This window comes from Blastococcus sp. TF02-09, assembly GCF_003319105.1.
Lineage (GTDB): Bacteria > Actinomycetota > Actinomycetes > Mycobacteriales > Geodermatophilaceae > Blastococcus.
Map to the genome: position 1 here is coordinate 47,884 of NZ_QOHH01000012.1, position 17,128 is coordinate 65,011.

Annotated in this window: 14 protein-coding genes; 8 read left to right on the forward strand and 6 right to left on the reverse strand. The window is 74.7% G+C overall.

The window, feature by feature from the left end; all coding sequences use genetic code 11:
• The first annotated feature begins 21 nt into the window (after window positions 1-21).
• From DQ239_RS16945 to DQ239_RS16965, 5 genes are all read left to right on the forward strand, one after another.
• Entirely contained in the window at window positions 22-651 is a 630-nt protein-coding gene (locus tag DQ239_RS16945) for a DUF4956 domain-containing protein (protein ID WP_113835591.1), read from the forward strand.
• The gene (locus DQ239_RS16950) at window positions 648-1,451 is read left to right on the forward strand and encodes a polyphosphate polymerase domain-containing protein (protein WP_113835592.1); all 804 of its coding nucleotides are present in this window, start codon (window positions 648-650) and stop codon (window positions 1,449-1,451) included. The genes DQ239_RS16945 and DQ239_RS16950 overlap by 4 nt, the downstream gene beginning before the upstream one ends.
• Window positions 1,448-3,217 (forward strand): carbohydrate-binding domain-containing protein, encoded by a 1,770-nt coding sequence (locus tag DQ239_RS16955; protein ID WP_113835593.1) that lies wholly within the window; start codon window positions 1,448-1,450, stop codon window positions 3,215-3,217. Before DQ239_RS16950 ends, DQ239_RS16955 begins: the two co-directional genes overlap by 4 nt.
• A 300-nt stretch (window positions 3,218-3,517) precedes the next feature.
• On the forward strand, window positions 3,518-4,234 hold the full coding sequence (locus DQ239_RS16960) for an ANTAR domain-containing protein (protein WP_113835594.1): 717 nt from the start codon (window positions 3,518-3,520) through the stop codon (window positions 4,232-4,234).
• 176 nt (window positions 4,235-4,410) lie between these two features.
• Complete coding sequence (locus DQ239_RS16965) at window positions 4,411-5,250, forward strand: alpha/beta hydrolase (RefSeq protein ID WP_113835595.1); 840 nt, start codon at window positions 4,411-4,413, stop codon at window positions 5,248-5,250.
• A 103-nt stretch (window positions 5,251-5,353) separates the two neighbouring features.
• On the opposite strand, the gene DQ239_RS16970 is transcribed toward DQ239_RS16965, so the two are convergent.
• The 6 genes from DQ239_RS16970 to DQ239_RS16995 form a co-directional block, all read right to left on the reverse strand.
• Window positions 5,354-6,310, reverse strand: coding sequence for a VWA domain-containing protein (locus tag DQ239_RS16970; RefSeq protein WP_233489419.1), 957 nt, complete (start codon window positions 6,308-6,310; stop codon window positions 5,354-5,356).
• Window positions 6,307-7,284 (reverse strand): DUF58 domain-containing protein, encoded by a 978-nt coding sequence (locus tag DQ239_RS16975; protein ID WP_113835596.1) that lies wholly within the window; start codon window positions 7,282-7,284, stop codon window positions 6,307-6,309. The genes DQ239_RS16970 and DQ239_RS16975 overlap by 4 nt, the downstream gene beginning before the upstream one ends.
• On the reverse strand, window positions 7,281-8,273 hold the full coding sequence (locus DQ239_RS16980; RefSeq protein ID WP_348519336.1) for an AAA family ATPase: 993 nt from the start codon (window positions 8,271-8,273) through the stop codon (window positions 7,281-7,283). Before DQ239_RS16980 ends, DQ239_RS16975 begins: the two co-directional genes overlap by 4 nt.
• Before the next feature lie 126 nt (window positions 8,274-8,399).
• Window positions 8,400-9,065: a hypothetical protein gene (locus DQ239_RS16985; protein WP_147252152.1), complete on the reverse strand. Its 666-nt coding sequence runs from the start codon at window positions 9,063-9,065 to the stop codon at window positions 8,400-8,402.
• A 1,073-nt stretch (window positions 9,066-10,138) separates the two neighbouring features.
• Window positions 10,139-10,339, reverse strand: coding sequence for a hypothetical protein (locus tag DQ239_RS16990; protein WP_113835598.1), 201 nt, complete (start codon window positions 10,337-10,339; stop codon window positions 10,139-10,141).
• A gap of 202 nt (window positions 10,340-10,541) precedes the next feature.
• Window positions 10,542-11,258 (reverse strand): response regulator transcription factor, encoded by a 717-nt coding sequence (locus DQ239_RS16995; protein WP_113835599.1) that lies wholly within the window; start codon window positions 11,256-11,258, stop codon window positions 10,542-10,544.
• A 149-nt stretch (window positions 11,259-11,407) separates the two neighbouring features.
• Between DQ239_RS16995 and DQ239_RS17000 the strand changes: the two genes are divergently transcribed.
• From DQ239_RS17000 to ppc, 3 genes are all read left to right on the forward strand, one after another.
• Window positions 11,408-12,760, forward strand: a complete 1,353-nt coding sequence (locus tag DQ239_RS17000; RefSeq protein WP_113835600.1) for an ATP-binding protein — start codon at window positions 11,408-11,410, stop codon at window positions 12,758-12,760.
• 156 nt (window positions 12,761-12,916) lie between these two features.
• On the forward strand, window positions 12,917-14,233 hold the full coding sequence (locus tag DQ239_RS17005) for a flagellin (protein ID WP_113835601.1): 1,317 nt from the start codon (window positions 12,917-12,919) through the stop codon (window positions 14,231-14,233).
• A gap of 73 nt (window positions 14,234-14,306) precedes the next feature.
• Window positions 14,307-17,126, forward strand: a complete 2,820-nt coding sequence (gene ppc / locus DQ239_RS17010) for a phosphoenolpyruvate carboxylase (RefSeq protein WP_113835602.1) — start codon at window positions 14,307-14,309, stop codon at window positions 17,124-17,126.
• Window positions 17,127-17,128 lie beyond the last annotated feature (2 nt).

The following is a 17,128-nucleotide window of genomic DNA, read 5'->3' on the forward strand; positions in this document are numbered from 1 at the left end:
CGTCGATCCTCGGAAAGCCAGATGCCTTCTTCTCTCGTCCTCTACGCCGCCGACCTGCTCGCCATCGGCCTGCTCACCTTCGGCGTGTACTTCCCGCGCCACCGCCGCCGCGACCTCGTCGTCGCCTACCTCGGGGTGAACGTCGGGGTGCTGGCCGTCTCGGTCGCCCTCGCCGACAGCGCCGTCGGGGCGGGCCTGGGGCTGGGCCTCTTCGGCGTCCTGTCGATCATCCGGCTCCGCTCCACCGAGCTCGACCAGCACGAGGTGGCCTACTACTTCTCCGCGCTCGCGCTGGGGTTGCTGGGCGGTCTCGGCGCCGGGGACGTCCCGGTGACGCTGGCGCTGATGGCCGTGATCGTCGCGGTCCTCTACGCCTCCGGGCATCCGCGGCTGCTGCGCCGCTACCGCCAGCAGGTGATGGTGCTGGACTCGGCCTTCACCGACGAGCAGCGGCTGACCGCGCACCTGGAGGGCCTGCTCGGCGCCCGGGTGCACCAGGTGACGGTGCAGCGGGTCGACCTGGTGAACGACACCACCTGGGTCGACGTGCGCTTCGAATTCGACCGGCGGCCCCGCACGACCTCGCCCGACGCGGAGGGTCCCCGCGATGCCTTCGACGGGCTGTCGGCGCCGGCTCCGGTGCGGGCGTGACGGCCATCGACGTCCCGGCGCTCGCCCCGGTGGCCGGCCTCGCGCCGGTCTCGCTCGAGGAGCTGGTCGCGCGGGCCGCGCTGCTCACCCGGGTCGACCGGAAGTACGTGCTCCCCGTCCCCGCGGCCGAGCAGGTGCTGGCCGAGCTGGCGCGGAGCGAGGAGGTACGGGTGCTGGAGATCGGCGCACGACGCACCTTCGGTTACGAGTCCCTCTACCTCGACACCCCGGAGCTGACCGGCTACCACCTCGCCGCCCGGGGTCGACGGCGGCGGTTCAAGGTCCGGTTCCGCACCTACCTGGACACCGGCGCGGCGTTCCTCGAGGTGAAGACGCGCGGGATGCGCGGCGCGACGGTGAAGGAGCGCATCCCGGCCGAGGGGAACGACGCCGTCGCCGCCGCCTTCGTGGACGACGTCCTCGAGCGGGCCGGGCTGGGGGCGGTGCGCAGCCGCGACCTGCGGCCCACGCTGCGCACCGCCTACCGGCGCACGACCCTGCACCTGGGCGCCGCGGACGCCCGGCTGACGGTCGACACCGACCTCACCTGGTCGCTCCCCGGCGGCGCGACCGCCGGGCTCCCCGGGATCGCGTTCGTCGAGACCAAGGCCGGCTCCGCCCCCTCACCCGCCGACCGGCTCCTGTGGCGCGCGGGCTACCGGCCGAGCCGGATCTCCAAGTACGGCACCGGCCTGGCCGCGCTGCGCGGCGATCTCCCCGACAACCGGTGGTGCCCGGTCCTGCGCCGCCACTTCACCTCCCTGACCTCCTGCTCCACCGACGATCGGAACCAGTCATGACCCGCATCAAGAAGACCCGTGCCGCCCTGTCCGGCGTCCTGCTCGCCGCCGTCCTCGCGGGCTGCACGGCCGAGGCCGCGACGACGACGGCCGCCGACGGCACGACGACCACCGCGTCGACCGAGGAGGTGGCGGCCGCCGCGGGGATCGCCCTGGACGCGGCTCTCGCCGCCAACGTGGCACCCGAGGACATCGACCCCTCGTACGAGGAGTCCGACGTCGTGGACGTGACGCTGACCGGCGACACGGCCGAGTCCGACTCCGAGGCGGTGACCGTCTCCGACGGCACCGTCACCATCAGCGCGGCGGGCACCTACCGGCTCACCGGCAGCCTGGCCGGCCAGGTCGTCGTCGACAGCCCGGACGACGGCGTCGTGCGGATCGTCCTGGACGACGCCGACATCACGTCCTCGACGACCTCGGCCCTGGCGTTCACGGATGCCGGCGCCGCGGTGGTCGTGCTGGCCGACGGTTCCACGAACTCCCTGTCCGACGGGGCGGACTACGCCGGGGAGGGCGCGGAGCCGAACGCCGCCCTGTACAGCACCGCGGACCTCGTGATCGCCGGCACCGGGTCGCTGGCGGTCACCGGCAACGCCAACGACGGCATCGGCGGGCAGGACGGCGTCGTCGTCGCGTCCGGGACGGTCACCGTCGACGCGGTCGACGACGGCATCCGGGGCAAGGACTACCTGATCGTGCAGGACGCCGACGTCACCGTGACCGCCGGCGGCGACGGCCTGAAGTCCGACGACACCGAGGACGCCGCTGCCGGCTACGTGTACGTCGCCGGAGGGTCGGTGGCGGTCACCGCCGACGGGGACGGGATCTCCGCCGCGACCGACGTCCTCGTCGGCGCGGGCACCGTCCAGGTGGAGTCCGGGGGCGGCAGCGGGCAGACCGTCGCCGATGACGCCTCCGCCAAGGGGCTCGAGGGCGCGGTCAGCGTGGTGGTCGGCGGCGGCACCGTCGACGTCGACTCCGCCGACGACGCCGTCCACTCCGACGGGGTCGTCAGCATCCAGGACGGGACGCTCGCCCTCGCCTCGGGCGACGACGGCGTGCACGCCGACGGCGACGTCACCGTCGCCGGCGGCACGCTGACGGTGAGCCGGTCCTACGAGGCGCTGGAGAGCGCCGCCATCACCCTCGCCGGCGGAGACCTCGACCTCACGGCGACCGACGACGGCGTCAACGTCTCCGGGGGCGACGACGGCTCCGGGCAGCAGGGTCCCGGCGCCGCCGACACCTTCGTCGAGACGTCGTCCGGCGAGTCGAGCCTGACCATCTCCGGTGGCACGACGGTCGTCGACGCCGGCGGTGACGGGCTGGACTCGGCGGGCGCCGGCTCGATGACCGGCGGCACCGTGACCGTCAGCGGCCCGACCGATGCCGGCAACGGTGCGCTCGACCTCGACGGCGGCCTGGCGGTCAGCGGCGGAACACTGCTGGTCACGGGCAGCGCGGGGATGGCGCAGGCGCCGGCCACCGACTCCGCGCAGGGCTGGGTCGCCGCGACGTTCGACGCCCAGGCGGCCGGTGCCTCGGTCCAGGTCGTCTCCGCCGACGGCGAGGTGCTGGACAGCTGGACGGGGGAGAAGGCGTTCGCCTCGGTCGTCTACTCCTCGGCCGCGACCGAGAGCGGCTCCGAGTACACCGTGGTGGTGGACGGCACCGAGGTCGCGACCGTCACCGCCGGCGAGTTCACCGGCGGGGGCATGGGCGGCGGCATGCCGGGCGGAGGAGCGCGCCCCCCGCGCAACTGACCCCTCGCCCTACCCGAGCGGCGTCGCCTCCATCGGAGGCGGCGCCGTTCGGCTCGTCGGGGACGACGACCGGCGTCGTCCGCACGGCGGCGGGCCTGCTGCGTCGGTCCGGACACGCATCGGGGCATCGCCGGATGTCGCCGCTGTCGTCGCATCTGCCAGCATGGTTCCCCTCTGGAGCCGCAGCCGGCGGATACCGCCGGCTGCTCGGCCGCGCCGTGGTCCGTCGAGGGGTGTCGCGATGCTCGACGGGGCGACCGCCGGAGCTCTCGTGGCCGACCGGTAGATCTGGAGCGTCGAATGCCTTCCGTCAACCGGCGCTTCACCGACTGGGTGGACGTCTTCGAGGACTCCGCGGCGCCGTACCTGGTGCTGGACCGGAACCTGTGCATCTCCGCGGTCAACGAGGCCTACCGCGAGGCGACCCTGCAGGTCCCGGACGCGCTGCTCGGCCATGGGATGTTCGAGGCGTTCCCCGACAACCCGGAGACGCCGGAAGCGCGCTCGGTCGCCAACCTGACCCGGTCGCTGGAGGCGGTGCTGCGGTTCGGCCAGCGCGACCGGATGCCGATCCAGCGCTACGACGTGCCTGCGCGAGACAACGAGGGGACCTTCGTCCGGAAGTTCTGGCGCCCGATCAACTCGCCGTTGCGCGACCGGAGCACGGGTGCCGTCGTCGGCGTCCTGCACCACGTCGAGGACGTCACCGCCGCCGTCGACCGCGCGACGCGGGGAACGAGACCCACGACGGCCGATGACTGCCCGGTGGACGACGTGGCGGTGGCGCTCGCGCACGAGCAGCAGGTGACCGCGGTGCTCCGTGACCGCGGTGACCACCTGGAGACGGCGCTGCAGACGAATCGCGAGATCGGGGCGGCCATCGGCATCGTCATGTCCGCCTACAAGGTCACCTACAGCGCCGCCTTCGACATGATCCGCACCGTGAGCACCCAGACGAACCGCAAGCTGCGGGACATCGCGCACGACATCGTCGAGCAGGGCACCCTGGACGTCTGACCGCAGGTCGCTGCCACGTCGTGAGGTGCGGGGGTCCACGCCGACGCGGCGGCCGCGTCCTGCGCCGGGCCACCTGCTGGCAGGTCCGCGGGCGGTCGAACGTCCCTGGACGGGGTGCCGCGGAGAGGAGAAGCGTCGCGGGAGTCGGACCTCCGCCACGACGCAGGGAACGGGACATGACTCCTCAGACCGCAGAGACCTGGCCGACGATCGTCCTCGTGCACGGCGCGTGGGCCGACGCGACCGGCTTCGACCGCCAGATCAGGGCCCTCCAGGACCGGGGGTTCCGCGCCGTCGGGTTCGGCAATCCGCTGCGCGGGCTGCCGGACGACGCGAGCTACCTCGCCGAGTTCCTGCGGACCGTGCCGGGACCGATCGTGCTCGTCGGCCACTCCTACGGCGGCGCGGTCATCTCGGCCGCCGCGACCGGCAACGCCGAGGTCAGGGCGCTCGTCCTCCTCAACGGCTGGATGCCCGACGTGGGCGAGAGCATCCAGCAGCTCCTCCAGCAGCACGAGGGCAGCCTCGTGGGCCCCGCCATCAGGCCCGTCCCGTTCACGAGGCCGGACGGGACGCAGGACGCGGATCTCTACCTGGATCCCGACGCGTTCCACGAGGCCTTCGCCGCGGACGTCGACCCCGCCACCGCGGCCGTCATGGCTGCGGCGCAGCGGCCGTGGACGGCCTCCGGGTTCGCCGCGCCATCGGGCCCACCGGCCTGGAGGGCAGGAACCCCGTGCTGGTACCTGCTGGGCACCGAGGACAAGGCGATCCCGCCGGCGCTCCAGCGGTTCATGGCGGAGCGCGCCGACGCCACCGTCGTGGAGGTCGCGGCCTCGCACGTGCCGTTCGTGTCGCAGCCGGAGGCGACGATCCAGCTCATCCTGCAGGCCGTCGACGCCACGGTGCCCGCCGCGAGTGGCGCGCAGCCGCCCACGCCGATGCCGCGCCGCGAGGTCGACGGCCGCACCGGGGTGCCCGCCGGCGAGCGCGACGCCGGCACGCGGCGTCCCTGAGGTCGCTGCCGGGGGACCCGGCCCCTCAGCGGCTGCGACGGGCTCCGCGCACGGAGGCGGCGGCCGCCTCCGGGGGAGACGGCCGCCGCGGGCGGGTGTGCGGTCAGGGCAGCCGGGGTGACCAGGCGAGCGATCCGCCCGCTGCTCCCAGCGTGACCAGCAGTGCCATGCCGGCGAACGCCGAGGACACGTCCTCGCGCTCGGTGGTGGTGCCCACCTGGTCGCCGATGTCCGCGTACACGTCCTGCAGCTCGCTGCTGCTCTCCGCGGTGTACGCCTCGCCGCCGGTGTCCGTCGCCAGGGTCTCGAGCGCCGCGGTGTCGACCGGGACCGACACCCGCTGACCCTGCACGCTGACCGCGGCGTCCGCGGTTCCGTACGCGATCGTCGACACCGGGATGTCGGCCCGGGTGGCGATCTGGATCGACTCCTCGATCGAGCGGCCCTGGGTGTTGCTGCCGTCGGACAGCAGCACGACCGACGTCGGGGTCGGCTCCTCGCCCTCGGCCAGCGCCGTCTCGCCGGCGGCGGCCACCGAGGCGGCCACCGCCTCGCCGATCGCCGTCCCCTGGCCCAGCTGCAGGTCCTCGATCGCCGAGACGACGGCGTCCCGGTCGTCGGTGGGCGCGACCTCCAGGCTCGCCGAGCCGGAGAAGCTCACCAGCCCCACGTCGATGCCGTCGGGCAGCCCCTCGACGAACTGCACGGCCGCCTCCTGCGCCGCCGCGAACCGGGAGGGCTCGACGTCGGTCGCTTGCATCGAGACGGAGGTGTCGATGGCCACCACGATCGTGGCCGCCTCGCTCGGCACCTCGACCGCGGCGGCGGGCTTGGCGAAGGCCGTCACCATGAACGCCAGCGCCGTGACCAGCAGCGCTGCGGGCAGGTGCCGGCGCCAGCGGGGGCTCCGCGGCGCGACGGACTCCAGCAGGTCCACGTCGGCGAACCGCACGGCGTACGCGGTGCGGCGACGCTGCACGAGCACGTACGCGAGCGCGACGGCGGCCACGGCGAGCAGCAGGAGCAGGCGCCACGGCGCCTCGAAGGACAGGTCGCTCACGACGGGACTCCAGGGGGGACGGCGGCCGGACGGCGCGGGAGGGAACCCGGAGCCGGGCCGCGGAGCGCCCGGCGGCGGGCCGACAGGTGGCGGGCCAGCTCGGGCAGCCAGTCCCGGTCGGTGCGCAGCAGCACGTGGCCCGCCCCGGCGGCGAGGACGGCGGCGCGCCGTTCCTCGGTGCGCGCGGCGGCCGCTTCGCGGTACCGCTCCCGGACGGTCCGGGTGGTGCGGACCTCCATCTGCCGACCGGTCTCGACGTCGACGACGTGCAGCGTGCCCACGGCCGGCAGCTCGGTCTCCAGCGGGTCCTGGACCTGGCAGACGACGACGTCGGAGCGCTGGGCGAGCAGCTGCAGCGGCCGGACCCAGCGCGGCGGACCGCTCGACGGGCCCGGTTCGGCCAGGTCGCTCAGGAGGACGACCAGCCCCCGTCGCCGCGGCGGCCGGGCCGGCTCCGTGAGCGCCTCGGCGAGGTCCGCGCCCCTCCCGGACTCGGTCCGCGGGGTGGTGAGCATCAGGTGGCGGAGCGCGAGTGCCGCGTTCCGGCCGGCCCGCGGCGGCACCCGCCGGGCGCCGTCCCCGGTGAGCAGGACCGCACCGACCCGGTCCCCGTGGGCGCTGGTCAGGTGCACCAGCGCACCGGCGACGGCGAGGGCCAGGGCGCGCTTCTCCGACCGGCGCGTGCCGAGGGCCATCGAGGCGGTGAGGTCGACGAGCAGCGTCGTCTCCAGCTCGCGGTCGGGCGTCGTCGTCCGCACGTGCGTCTCGCCGGTCCGTGCGGTGACGGCCCAGTCGATGCGGCGGGCGTCGTCGCCGGGCGTGTGCAGCCGGGGCTCGGCCGGCTCGCTGCCGGGCCCGAGACCGAGCCGCACGTGCTCGCCCTGCAGCAGGCCGTCCAGGCGCCGCGACATCTCCAGCGACAGTCGGCGCACCTGCGCCTCCGGCGCGTCCGGCGGGAGCGGGAGGGCGCTCATGCCACGTACCGCTGCAGGTCGGGGCGGGGCTCCGCGCTGTGCTGCGACGGGGCGACCGTCGGCTGCGGCATGGTGGCGACCACCCGCGCGACGAGCTCGTCGGCCGTCACGCCGTCGGCGAGCGCCTCGTAGGAGAGCACCAGCCGGTGGGCGAGGACGTCGACGGCGAGGTCGGCGACGTCGGCGGGGAGCACGTGGTCCCGGCCGCGGAGCAGCGCCAGGGCCCGGGCTGCGCGCACCAGCCCGAGGCTGCCCCGCGGCGAGGAACCCACGGCGATCAGCCGGCCGAGCTCCGGCAGTCGCCACGCGGCCGGCTCCCGCGTCGCCATGACCAGCGCGACCGCGTACTCGGCGATCGCGTGGTGCACGAAGACGCCGTCGGTCGCGGCCTGCAGCTCGCGGAGCTCCTCGATCGTCAGCGCCTGCTCCGGCCGGGGCGCCCGCACCGACATGCGGCGGACGATCTCCATCTCCTCCGACATCGTGGGGTGGGGCACGACGACCTTCATGAGGAAGCGGTCGCGCTGGGCCTCCGGCAGGGGGTAGACGCCCTCGCTCTCCAGAGGGTTCTGGGTGGCCAGGACGAGGAACGGGTCCGGCAGGGCGTGGGTGACCCCGCCGATCGAGACCTGCCGCTCGGCCATGACCTCCAGCAGCGCCGACTGCACCTTCGCCGGCGCGCGGTTGATCTCGTCGGCGAGGACGAGGTTGGCGAAGACGGGGCCGAGCTCGACGTCGAAGCGCTCGTGGGAGGGCCGGTAGACCCGGGTCCCGACGATGTCGCTGGGCACGAGGTCGGGGGTGAACTGGAGGCGGACGGAGCTGCCGCCGACCGTGGCGGCGAGGGTCTCGACGGCCAGGCTCTTGGCGACGCCGGGCACGCCCTCGAGCAGGCAGTGACCGCGGGCCAGGAGCGCGACGACGATGCGCTCGACCATGCGGTCCTGCCCGACGACGACCTTCTTCACCTCCATCAGCGCGTGCTCCAGGAGTGCGGAGGTGGTCCTCGGGGGGAGGCTGCGGGGATCGGACACGGGGGATCTCCTCGGTGGGGTCGGCGGGGACCCGGTCCGGCGTGGGCCGGATCGGGGGAGTGCGGTCGTGCGGAGGCGGGGTCAGGCCTCGCCGGTGGTGGCGTCCTGGTCGGACGGGGTCGTGGGCTGGTCGCCGGTGCTGCCGGGTGCGGGAGCGCCGCCCGTGCCGCTGCTGGCGGTGGACGCGATGCGGGTGGCGGTGGCGGTGTCGCCCTCGATCACCGACGCGACGAGCACGGCGTCGCCGGCCTGCAGGTCGGCCAGGCTCCCGGTCGGTGTGGTGATGCGGGTGTCCTGCGTGACCGCGTAGGTGCGGGTGAAGCCGTCGGCGCTGGCCACGGTCACGGAGTCGGCGGTCAGGGCGGTCACCTCGCCGGCCTGCATGCCGACCGTGAGCGTGCTGCCGTCGGCCTGCGGCAACCGGCGCTCGAGGTGCAGCGCCGACGGGTCCTGCTCGACGGCGCCGCGCTGGGGCGGGGCCTCGGGCAGCTGCTGCTCGCTCGGGGCGGACGGCTGCTCCACCGGCGCCGGCTGCGTCTGCGCCGCGGCGGCGGTCGCCGTCGGATCCGGGGAGCCGGCTGCCACGGCCGCGCCGGTGGCGACCACCGCGACGGCCGCCCCGCCCGCGGCGACCCAGCGGCGGATCCGGCGCCGCGGCCGCGGGGAACCGGACGGAGCGGGGTCCGCTCCCGCCCGCGGCTCCTGCCGGGTCCGGGCGCGGTCCTGGTCGAAGACCCATTCCTGCACGCGGTGCTCCTCGTCTGTGACGGCGGGCGGGTGGTGCCCGCCGGTCGTCGGCGTCGGGACCACCGTCTGCTGCCGCGCTGGAGGGCGGCTGACCGCCGGATGGGGAGCCCCTGTGAGTCGGGGATGCGTCCATCCCGGGCTCGGCGCATTTTTGCCAACCGCTTACGTGCTCGTCACCTCGCGCTAGCCGGCTGCTCCCTAGCGTCCGGTGCCTGATCGCCTGCGCACCGGAGGGCGACCGGCTCCGGAGGGGACCTCGTGAACCTTCATCTCACCGTCGGCGGCATCCGCGTCCCGGGCGCCGGCTCATGAGCGCCGCGCAGCTGACGGCGACCGTCGCCGGCCCTGCCGCAACCGGGCGCGGGCGGCGCGCTCGCCACGGCTCCGGCGGCATCGCGCGGATCACCGGCCTGGACCTGGCGCGCGGCCTCGCCGTCGTCGGGATGATGGGCGCCCACCTCGACCTCACCGAGGACCTGACGTGGTCGCCGTCGAGCTGGCAGGCCCTCGTCTACGGCCGGTCCGCCGCGCTGTTCGCCCTGCTGGCCGGGGTGTCCGATCGCCCTGCTGTCCGGAGGCACCCGCCCGGCGTCGGGGGCTGCGCTGGTCCGTGCACGTGGGCGGATCATGGTGCGCGCCGCGTGGGTGTTCCTCATCGGCGGGTTGCTGGAGCTGCTCGGCTCGCCGGTCCTGGTGATCCTCGGCGTCTACGCGGTCCTCTTCGTGCTCGCGCTGCCGTTCCTGCGGTGGCCGCCCCGCCGCCTGCTGGTGCTGGCCGCCGTCCTCGTGGTGCTGGCGCCTCCTGCGTCCCTGCTGCTGTCGCAGGTGGCGATCGCCGCCGACGCCGAGGAGAGCTTCGCCTCGCTGGTGCTCACCGGGGCCTACCCGGCCCTGTGGTGGGTGGTGTTCGTCCTGGTCGGCCTGGCCGTCGGCCGGCTGGACCTGTCCGCACGCCGGGTGCGGAGCGTGCTGCTGCTGGCCGGCGCTGGTGCGGCGATCGCCGGCTACGCGCTCGGCTGGCTGAGCACCCAGCTGCTCGCCGACGGCGTCGCGTACCCGGAGCCCTCCGACGCCTACGACCGGATGCCGGGGTGGGACGAGGAGACCGTCGGGCAGTGGGACTGGGCCTGGCTCAGCGGAGCCCAGCCGCACAGCGGGACGCCGTTCTGGCTGCTGGCCTCGGCCGGGTTCGCGGTCGCCGTGATCGCGGTGTGCCTGGTGGTCGCCGACGCGTTCCCCCGGCTGAGCGTCCCGCTCGCGTCGGTGGGCGCCATGGCGCTGACGGTCTACAGCCTGCACATCGTCGTCCTGGCGGTCCTGCCCCCCCGACGGCACTTACGGCGGAACCGTCTGGCTGCTCTACATCGTCGGCGCCGTCGTCTTCGCGGTCACCTGGCGCACGCTCGCCGGCCGGGGTCCGGCCGAGCGGGTGCTCACCTGGAGCTCGCTGCGGGCCACCGACGCGGACCGGCCTGGTCACCCGCGACCGTCGGGGGCCGGTACCTCCAGGCGGTAGCCGTGGCCCCGCACGGTGACGATGCGAGGCCTGCGGTCGGCGGCGTCGGTACCGCTCCTCAGGAGCTTGCGTCGCAGGGCGGCGATGTGGACGTCGAGCGTCTTGGTGGAGCCGAACCAGTTCTCGTCCCACACGTCGCACATCAGCTGCTCCCGGCTGTGGGCGACCTCCGGTTCCGCGGCCAGCTGCGCCAGCAGGTCGAACTCCTTCGGTCGCAGGTGCACCTCCTGCCCGGCGATCGTGACCCGGCGCCGGGGTGGGTCGATGGTCAGGTCGCCGACGGTGCGCACGGCCGGACGCACCCGGGCCGATCCGCCCCGTCGGAGGTGCGCGCGGAGGCGGGCGTGGAACTCGGCCAGCCGGATCGGTTTGACCAGGTAGTCGTCGGCCCCGGACTCCAGGCCCACCACGACGTCCATCTCCGTCGAGCGGGCGGTCAGCATGACGAGGACGCACTCGGGCTGGAGCCGGCGCAGCTGCCGGCAGACCTCCACGCCGTCCAGGTCGGGCAGGCCGAGGTCGAGCAGGACGAGGTCGGCCTCGGCGGCCGCGGCGCGGGCCAGGGCGCCGCGCCCGGTCCGCTCCCACATCACCTGGTAGGCGTGGCTGCGCAGGCTCGCGGTCAGGACCTCGCCGATCGTCGGGTCGTCCTCGACCAGGAGGATCCGGTCGACCATGCCGACATGCTGGCAGCCCGTGCACCTCTCCGGGACGGGTTCGGTCGCGGCGTCGCTGCCGCTCGGCGATGCGGTGACAACGGCTCGGGTGCCCGGCATCCTGGCGGGACCGAGCGCGGTGCCGCGGCAGATGCGGAACGGAGAGGCTGGTGCGCTCTCGAATCGTCGGCGTGACCGTCCTGGCCTCGGTGCTGGCCATCTGCCTGTTCGGTCTGCCGCTGGCGGTGGCGGTGCTGCAGTACTCGCAGCAGCAGGAACGGGCCCACCTGGTGCGGATGGCCAGCGAGGTGGCCATCGACGTCGCCGACGACGTGTACGAGGGCGACCGCATCGATCCCGACGACCTCGAGGACGTCGGCTACCGCGGCGACGACCTGGACACGGCCGTGTACGACGAGGACGGCGGCCTGCTGGCGGGCGAGGTGCCGGGCCGGCACGGGCGGGTCCTCCACCGGGCGCTCGACGGCGACGTGAGGTCCGGGTCGCACGACGGGATGCTGCTCGCCGCGGCGCCGGTCGCCCACGGCAACGAGGTCATCGGTGCGGCGGTGGTCGGCGAACCCCGCCAGGTCGTGCCGGCCGACGTCGCCCTGGTGTGGGCGGGCATGGCCGGGCTGGCGGCCGCAGCGGTGACCATCGCCTACCTGGTCGGGCGCCGGCAGGCCCGTCGCCTGGCGGGCCCGCTGGAAGACCTGGAGGAGAGCGCCCGGCGGCTCGGTGACGGTGACTTCAGCGTCCGCAGCCGCACGGGCGGGATCGCCGAGATCGACTCCGTGGGGAACGCGCTCGACCTCACCGCCGCGCGCCTGGACGACCTGCTGGCACGGGAGCGCGCGTTCTCCGCCGACGCCTCCCACCAGCTGCGGACGCCCCTGGCCGGTCTGCGGCTGCGCCTGGAGGCCGCCCTCGACCAGCCGCACGAGGATCCCCGCCCGGCCATCGCGGCGAGCCTGGCCGACGCCGACCGCCTGGAGGCGATCGTCGAGGAACTGCTCACCCTCGCCCGCGCCGGCCAGGCCGGGGAGGCCGACCGGATCGACCTCCGGGCGCTGCTGGGGGAGCTCTCGCCGGAGTGGGGCGCGCGCCTGGCGCTGTGCGGCCGGGACCTGGAGGTGTCCGTCGACCCCGCCGCTCCCGATCCCTACGCATCGGCGGCGGCGGTCCGTCAGGTGCTCGCCGTGCTGGTCGACAACGCCGCCACGCACGGCCGCGGAACGGTCACGGTCTCCGTGCGCGAGGCGGCCGGTGCCGTGGGGATCGACGTGGCCGACGAGGGCCCGGGCGTGCAGAACACCGACGGCGTCGTCTTCGGCGCGCGGGCCGACCGACGGGACGGGCACGGCATCGGGCTGGCGCTCGCCCGGCGCCTCGCCGAGGCCGAGCAGGGACGCCTGGAGCTGACCCGCAGGACGCCGCCGGTGTTCACCGTCCTGCTGCCGCCGGCGCCGTTCGAGGTCGGCGCCGCAGCACCGGACGACGTCGACCCCGCGCGGTCCCGCTGAGGCCTGGGCCCAGCTCGCGAGTCCGGGTCGGTCCCCCTTCCGGGTGGAGTCCGCTCGGCTCGTCCGGATCCGTGACCGCTTCGCATCAACTGTTGCTTCTGCCTGCCGTTGCAAGAGTCGCTGGAGCGACAGTTGGGGCACGAGGGGCGGGGTGGCATGCGGATCGGCACCGACGTCCCGGCCCTCGGCGTCCACCGGGGCCTCCGCCGTACCGGGCAGGAACTCGCCCAGTCGGTGGAGCGGTTGTCCTCGGGTCAGCGCATCAACCACGCGGCGGACGACGTCGCCGGGCTGTCCGTGAGCGAGGGCCTCCGGTCGAAGGCCGGCGGCCTGCGCCAGGGCGCGCGCAACGCGCGGGACGGCATCGAGGTCCTGCGCACCGCCGAGGGAGGCCTTGCCGAGACGACGTCCGTGCTCCAGCGGATGCGGAACCTCGCCGTGCGGAGCGTCGGTGACGGCCACCCGGACGCGGCCCGCAGCGCCGTGCAGCACGAGGTGGACGAGCTGATCAGCCACCTCGACCGGATCGCGGCGACGACCACCTTCGACGGCACCGCACTCCTCGACGGGTCGTACGCCGGCACCTTCCAGGTGGGCGCCCAGGTGGGCGAGACGCTGGGCCTGGTGATCGGTGCACCGGGACGGGGCTTGGGCGCCGTGGGCCTCGGTGTGGCGGGGATCGACGTCACCGCGACCGCGACCGCCACCGCGGCCGGGGCGGGCGTGGCCGTGACGACCGCCGACGGTGCGACGCTCGCCGTCCGGGTGACCGCCGCGGTGCCCGGCCACGGCGGCGCGCGGTCACCCGGTGTCCTCGCGATCGCGGGTGACTTCACCGGCGCCGGCCGGTTCGCGGCCAGCTACGCGGGGTTGGCCGGAACCATCGCTTACGACGGGAAGACCCTCGACCTGGCGAGCGTGGACTACACCGGTGACGTGACCGCCGCGGACCACCGGTCGACGTTCGCCGACGCGGTGGCGGCCGCGTTCGGCCTCGGCAGCGGATCGGTGACCGCGAACGGCAGCGAACTGGTCATCACCGGCGCGCGGCCGCGCAACGGGTCGACCGCTGCGGAGGCTCAGCAGCTGAGCTTCACCTACACCGCCGCCGCACCCGCGCAACCCGCGCAACCCGCCGACCCGACCGATCCTCCCGGACCGACCGGCTCCGCCGCGCCGCCGTCGGCCGGCACCGGGGGCGCGCTCGATGTCATCGACGCGGCGCTGCGCCGGGTCCTCGACGCCCGCTCGGAGCTGGGCGCCCTGCAGAACCGGCTGGAGCACACCGTCGCCCGGCTCGACGAGGGAGCCGGGATCACGGCGGTGGCGTACTCGCGGATCCGCGACGCCGACGTGGCCGCGGAGACGACGCAGCTCAGCCGGAACCAGGTGCTCGCCGAGGCGCGGACCGCGATGCTGGCGCAGGCCAACCACACGGCGCAGGGCGCGCTGCGGCTCTTGCTCCGACCCTGACCCTGGGGCCGGGAGCCTCACGGCGGAGGCGGCACGACCTGCTTCCCGCCTGCGGCCGTCGCTAGCATGAGTTGTGTCCGAAGCCACGGTCGACGTCGCCGACCTCCGCCGCTCCGACGGCGCCGCCCGATCCGACGAGCGGGCGGACGACGCGCCGCTGCGCGAGGACATCCGCCTGCTGGGCCGGGTGCTCGGCGAGGTGATCGGCTCACAGGCCGGCCAGGACGTGCTGGACCTGGTCGAGTCCACACGGGTGGAGGCGTTCCGGGTCCGCCGGTCGGAGGTCGACCGCGCCGAGCTGGCGCAGCGGCTCTCCGGGCTGGACATCCGGTCGGCCAACCACGTCATCCGCGCGTTCAGCCACTTCTCCGTGCTGGCCAACCTGGCGGAGGACATCCACCACGAGCGTCGTCGCCGGTTCCACCGGCGGGAGGGCTCGCCACCGCAGGCCGGCAGCCTCGCGGCCAGCATGCAGCTGCTCGACCGGGCCGGCCTGTCGGACGACGAGGTGACCCGCAAGCTGGCCGGAGCGCTGGTCTGCCCGGTGGTCACCGCCCACCCGACCGAGGTGCGCCGCCGGACCATCACCCAGGTGCAGCGGCACATCACCGACCTGATCCGGGAGCGCGACCGCACCGCCGGCGGGGAGATCGACGACGCGCGGTGGTCCGCCGAGCTCTGGCGCTCGGTGCTCACCCTCTGGCAGACGGCGCTGCTGCGGCTGTCCCGGCTGCGGCTGACCGACGAGATCGACGAGGCGCTGCGCTACTACGACCTGTCGCTGTTCGAGGTCGTCCCGGCGCTCAACGCCGAGCTGCGGCGGGCGCTCGCGGAGCGCTGGCCCGATGCCGGGCTGCTCCAGCGGCCCGTGCTGCTGCCCGGGTCCTGGATCGGCGGCGACCGCGACGGCAACCCGTTCGTCACCGCCGACGCGCTGCGCCGGGCGACCAGCCGGCAGGCCGAGACGGCGCTGAAGCACCACCTGGGCGAGCTGCAGGCACTCGGCGCCGAGCTGTCGATGTCCGACCGGCTGGTGACCCCGACGGCGGAGCTGTACGCGCTCGCCGAGGCCTCGCGGGACGACTCCCCGTTCCGCGCCGACGAGCCGTACCGGCGCGCCCTGATCGGCATCTACGCCCGGCTGGCGGCCACCGCGCACGCCGTCCTGGGCCGGGTGCCCGCGGCCGCACCGGAGCACCCGCTGCCGCCCTACGAGTTCCCGGACGAGCTGCGTGCCGACCTCGACGTCGTCGACGCGTCGCTGCGCAGCCACGGTGCCGGCGCGCTGGCCGACGACCGGTTGCAGCGGCTGCGGGAGGCGGTCGAGGTCTTCGGCTTCCACCTGTGCGGGCTGGACCTGCGGCAGAACTCCGCCGTCCACGAGTCGGTGGTCGGCGAGCTGCTGGCGTGGGCGGGCGTGTGCGACGACTACGCCGCGCTCGACGAGGACGCCCGTGTGCGGCTGCTGGCCGGGGAGCTCACGATGCGCCGTCCGCTGGTGCGGGCCGATGCCGAGCTGTCGGAGGACACCCGCAAGGAGCTCGACGTGCTGGTCGCCGCCGCCGAGCAGGTGGCGGTGCTCGGCGCCCGCACGATCCCCAACTACGTGATCAGCATGTGCGAGTCCGTCAGCGACGTGCTCGAGGTGGCCGTCCTGCTCAAGGAGGTGGGGCTGCTCGACCCGGGCGCCGAGGACGGCCCCCGCTGCTCGGTCGGCATCTCCCCGCTGTTCGAGACGATCGACGACCTTCAGGCGGCGGGCAGCACGCTGACCGCGATGCTCGACCAACCGCTCTACCGCGCGCTGCTGGCCGCCCGGGGCGAGGTGCAGGAGGTCATGCTCGGCTACTCCGACAGCAACAAGGACGGCGGCTGCCTCGCCGCGAACTGGGCGCTGTACCGCGCGCAGCTCGATCTGGTGGAGGTCGCGCGGGAGGCAGGGGTGCGGCTGCGGCTGTTCCACGGCCGGGGCGGAACGGTGGGCCGCGGCGGCGGGCCCAGCTACGACGCGATCCGCGCCCAGCCTCCGGGCGCGGTGGCCGGCGCGTTGCGGATCACCGAGCAGGGCGAGGTGATCGCGGCCAAGTACGCCGACCCCGGCCTCGCCCGGCGCAACCTCGAGGCGCTGCTGGCGGCCACTCTGGAGTCCACGCTGCTCGACATCGAGGGCCTCGGGGACGACGCGGGAGCCGCCTACGCCCTGCTCGACGAGCTGGCCGCCCGCGCGCAGCAGGCGTACCGGGCGCTGGTCCACGAGACCCCGGGGTTCGTCGAGTGGTTCCGGGCCGCCACCCCGATCAACGAGCTCGCCGAGCTCAACATCGGGAGCCGCCCGCCGTCGCGCAAGGCCGGCGACTCCATCGCCGACCTGCGGGCCATCCCCTGGGTGTTCAGCTGGTCGCAGAGCCGCATCATGCTGCCCGGCTGGTACGGCACCGGCTCGGCGCTGGAGAGCTGGGTGGACGGCGGGGGAGCGGGTCGGGAGGACCGGCTCGCCCGGCTCCAGGAGCTGCACCGCACGTGGCCGTTCTTCCGCACGATGCTGTCCAACATGGGCATGGTGCTGGCCAAGACCGACCTGGGCCTGGCCGCCCGGTACGCGGAGCTCGTGCCCGACGAGGACCTGCGGCACCGGGTGTTCGACCCGATCACCGCAGAGCACGAGCGGACCGTCCGCATGCTGCTGGCCATCACCGGCGACGACCACCTGCTGGCCGACAACCCGTCGCTGAACCGGTCGATCCGGAACCGGTTCCCCTACCTCGAGCCGCTGCACCACCTGCAGGTCGAGATGCTGCGTCGCCGTCGCAGTGGTGACGACGACGACCTGACCCGGCGCAACATCCAGCTGACCATCAACGGCATCGCGACCGCCCTGCGCAACAGCGGCTGACC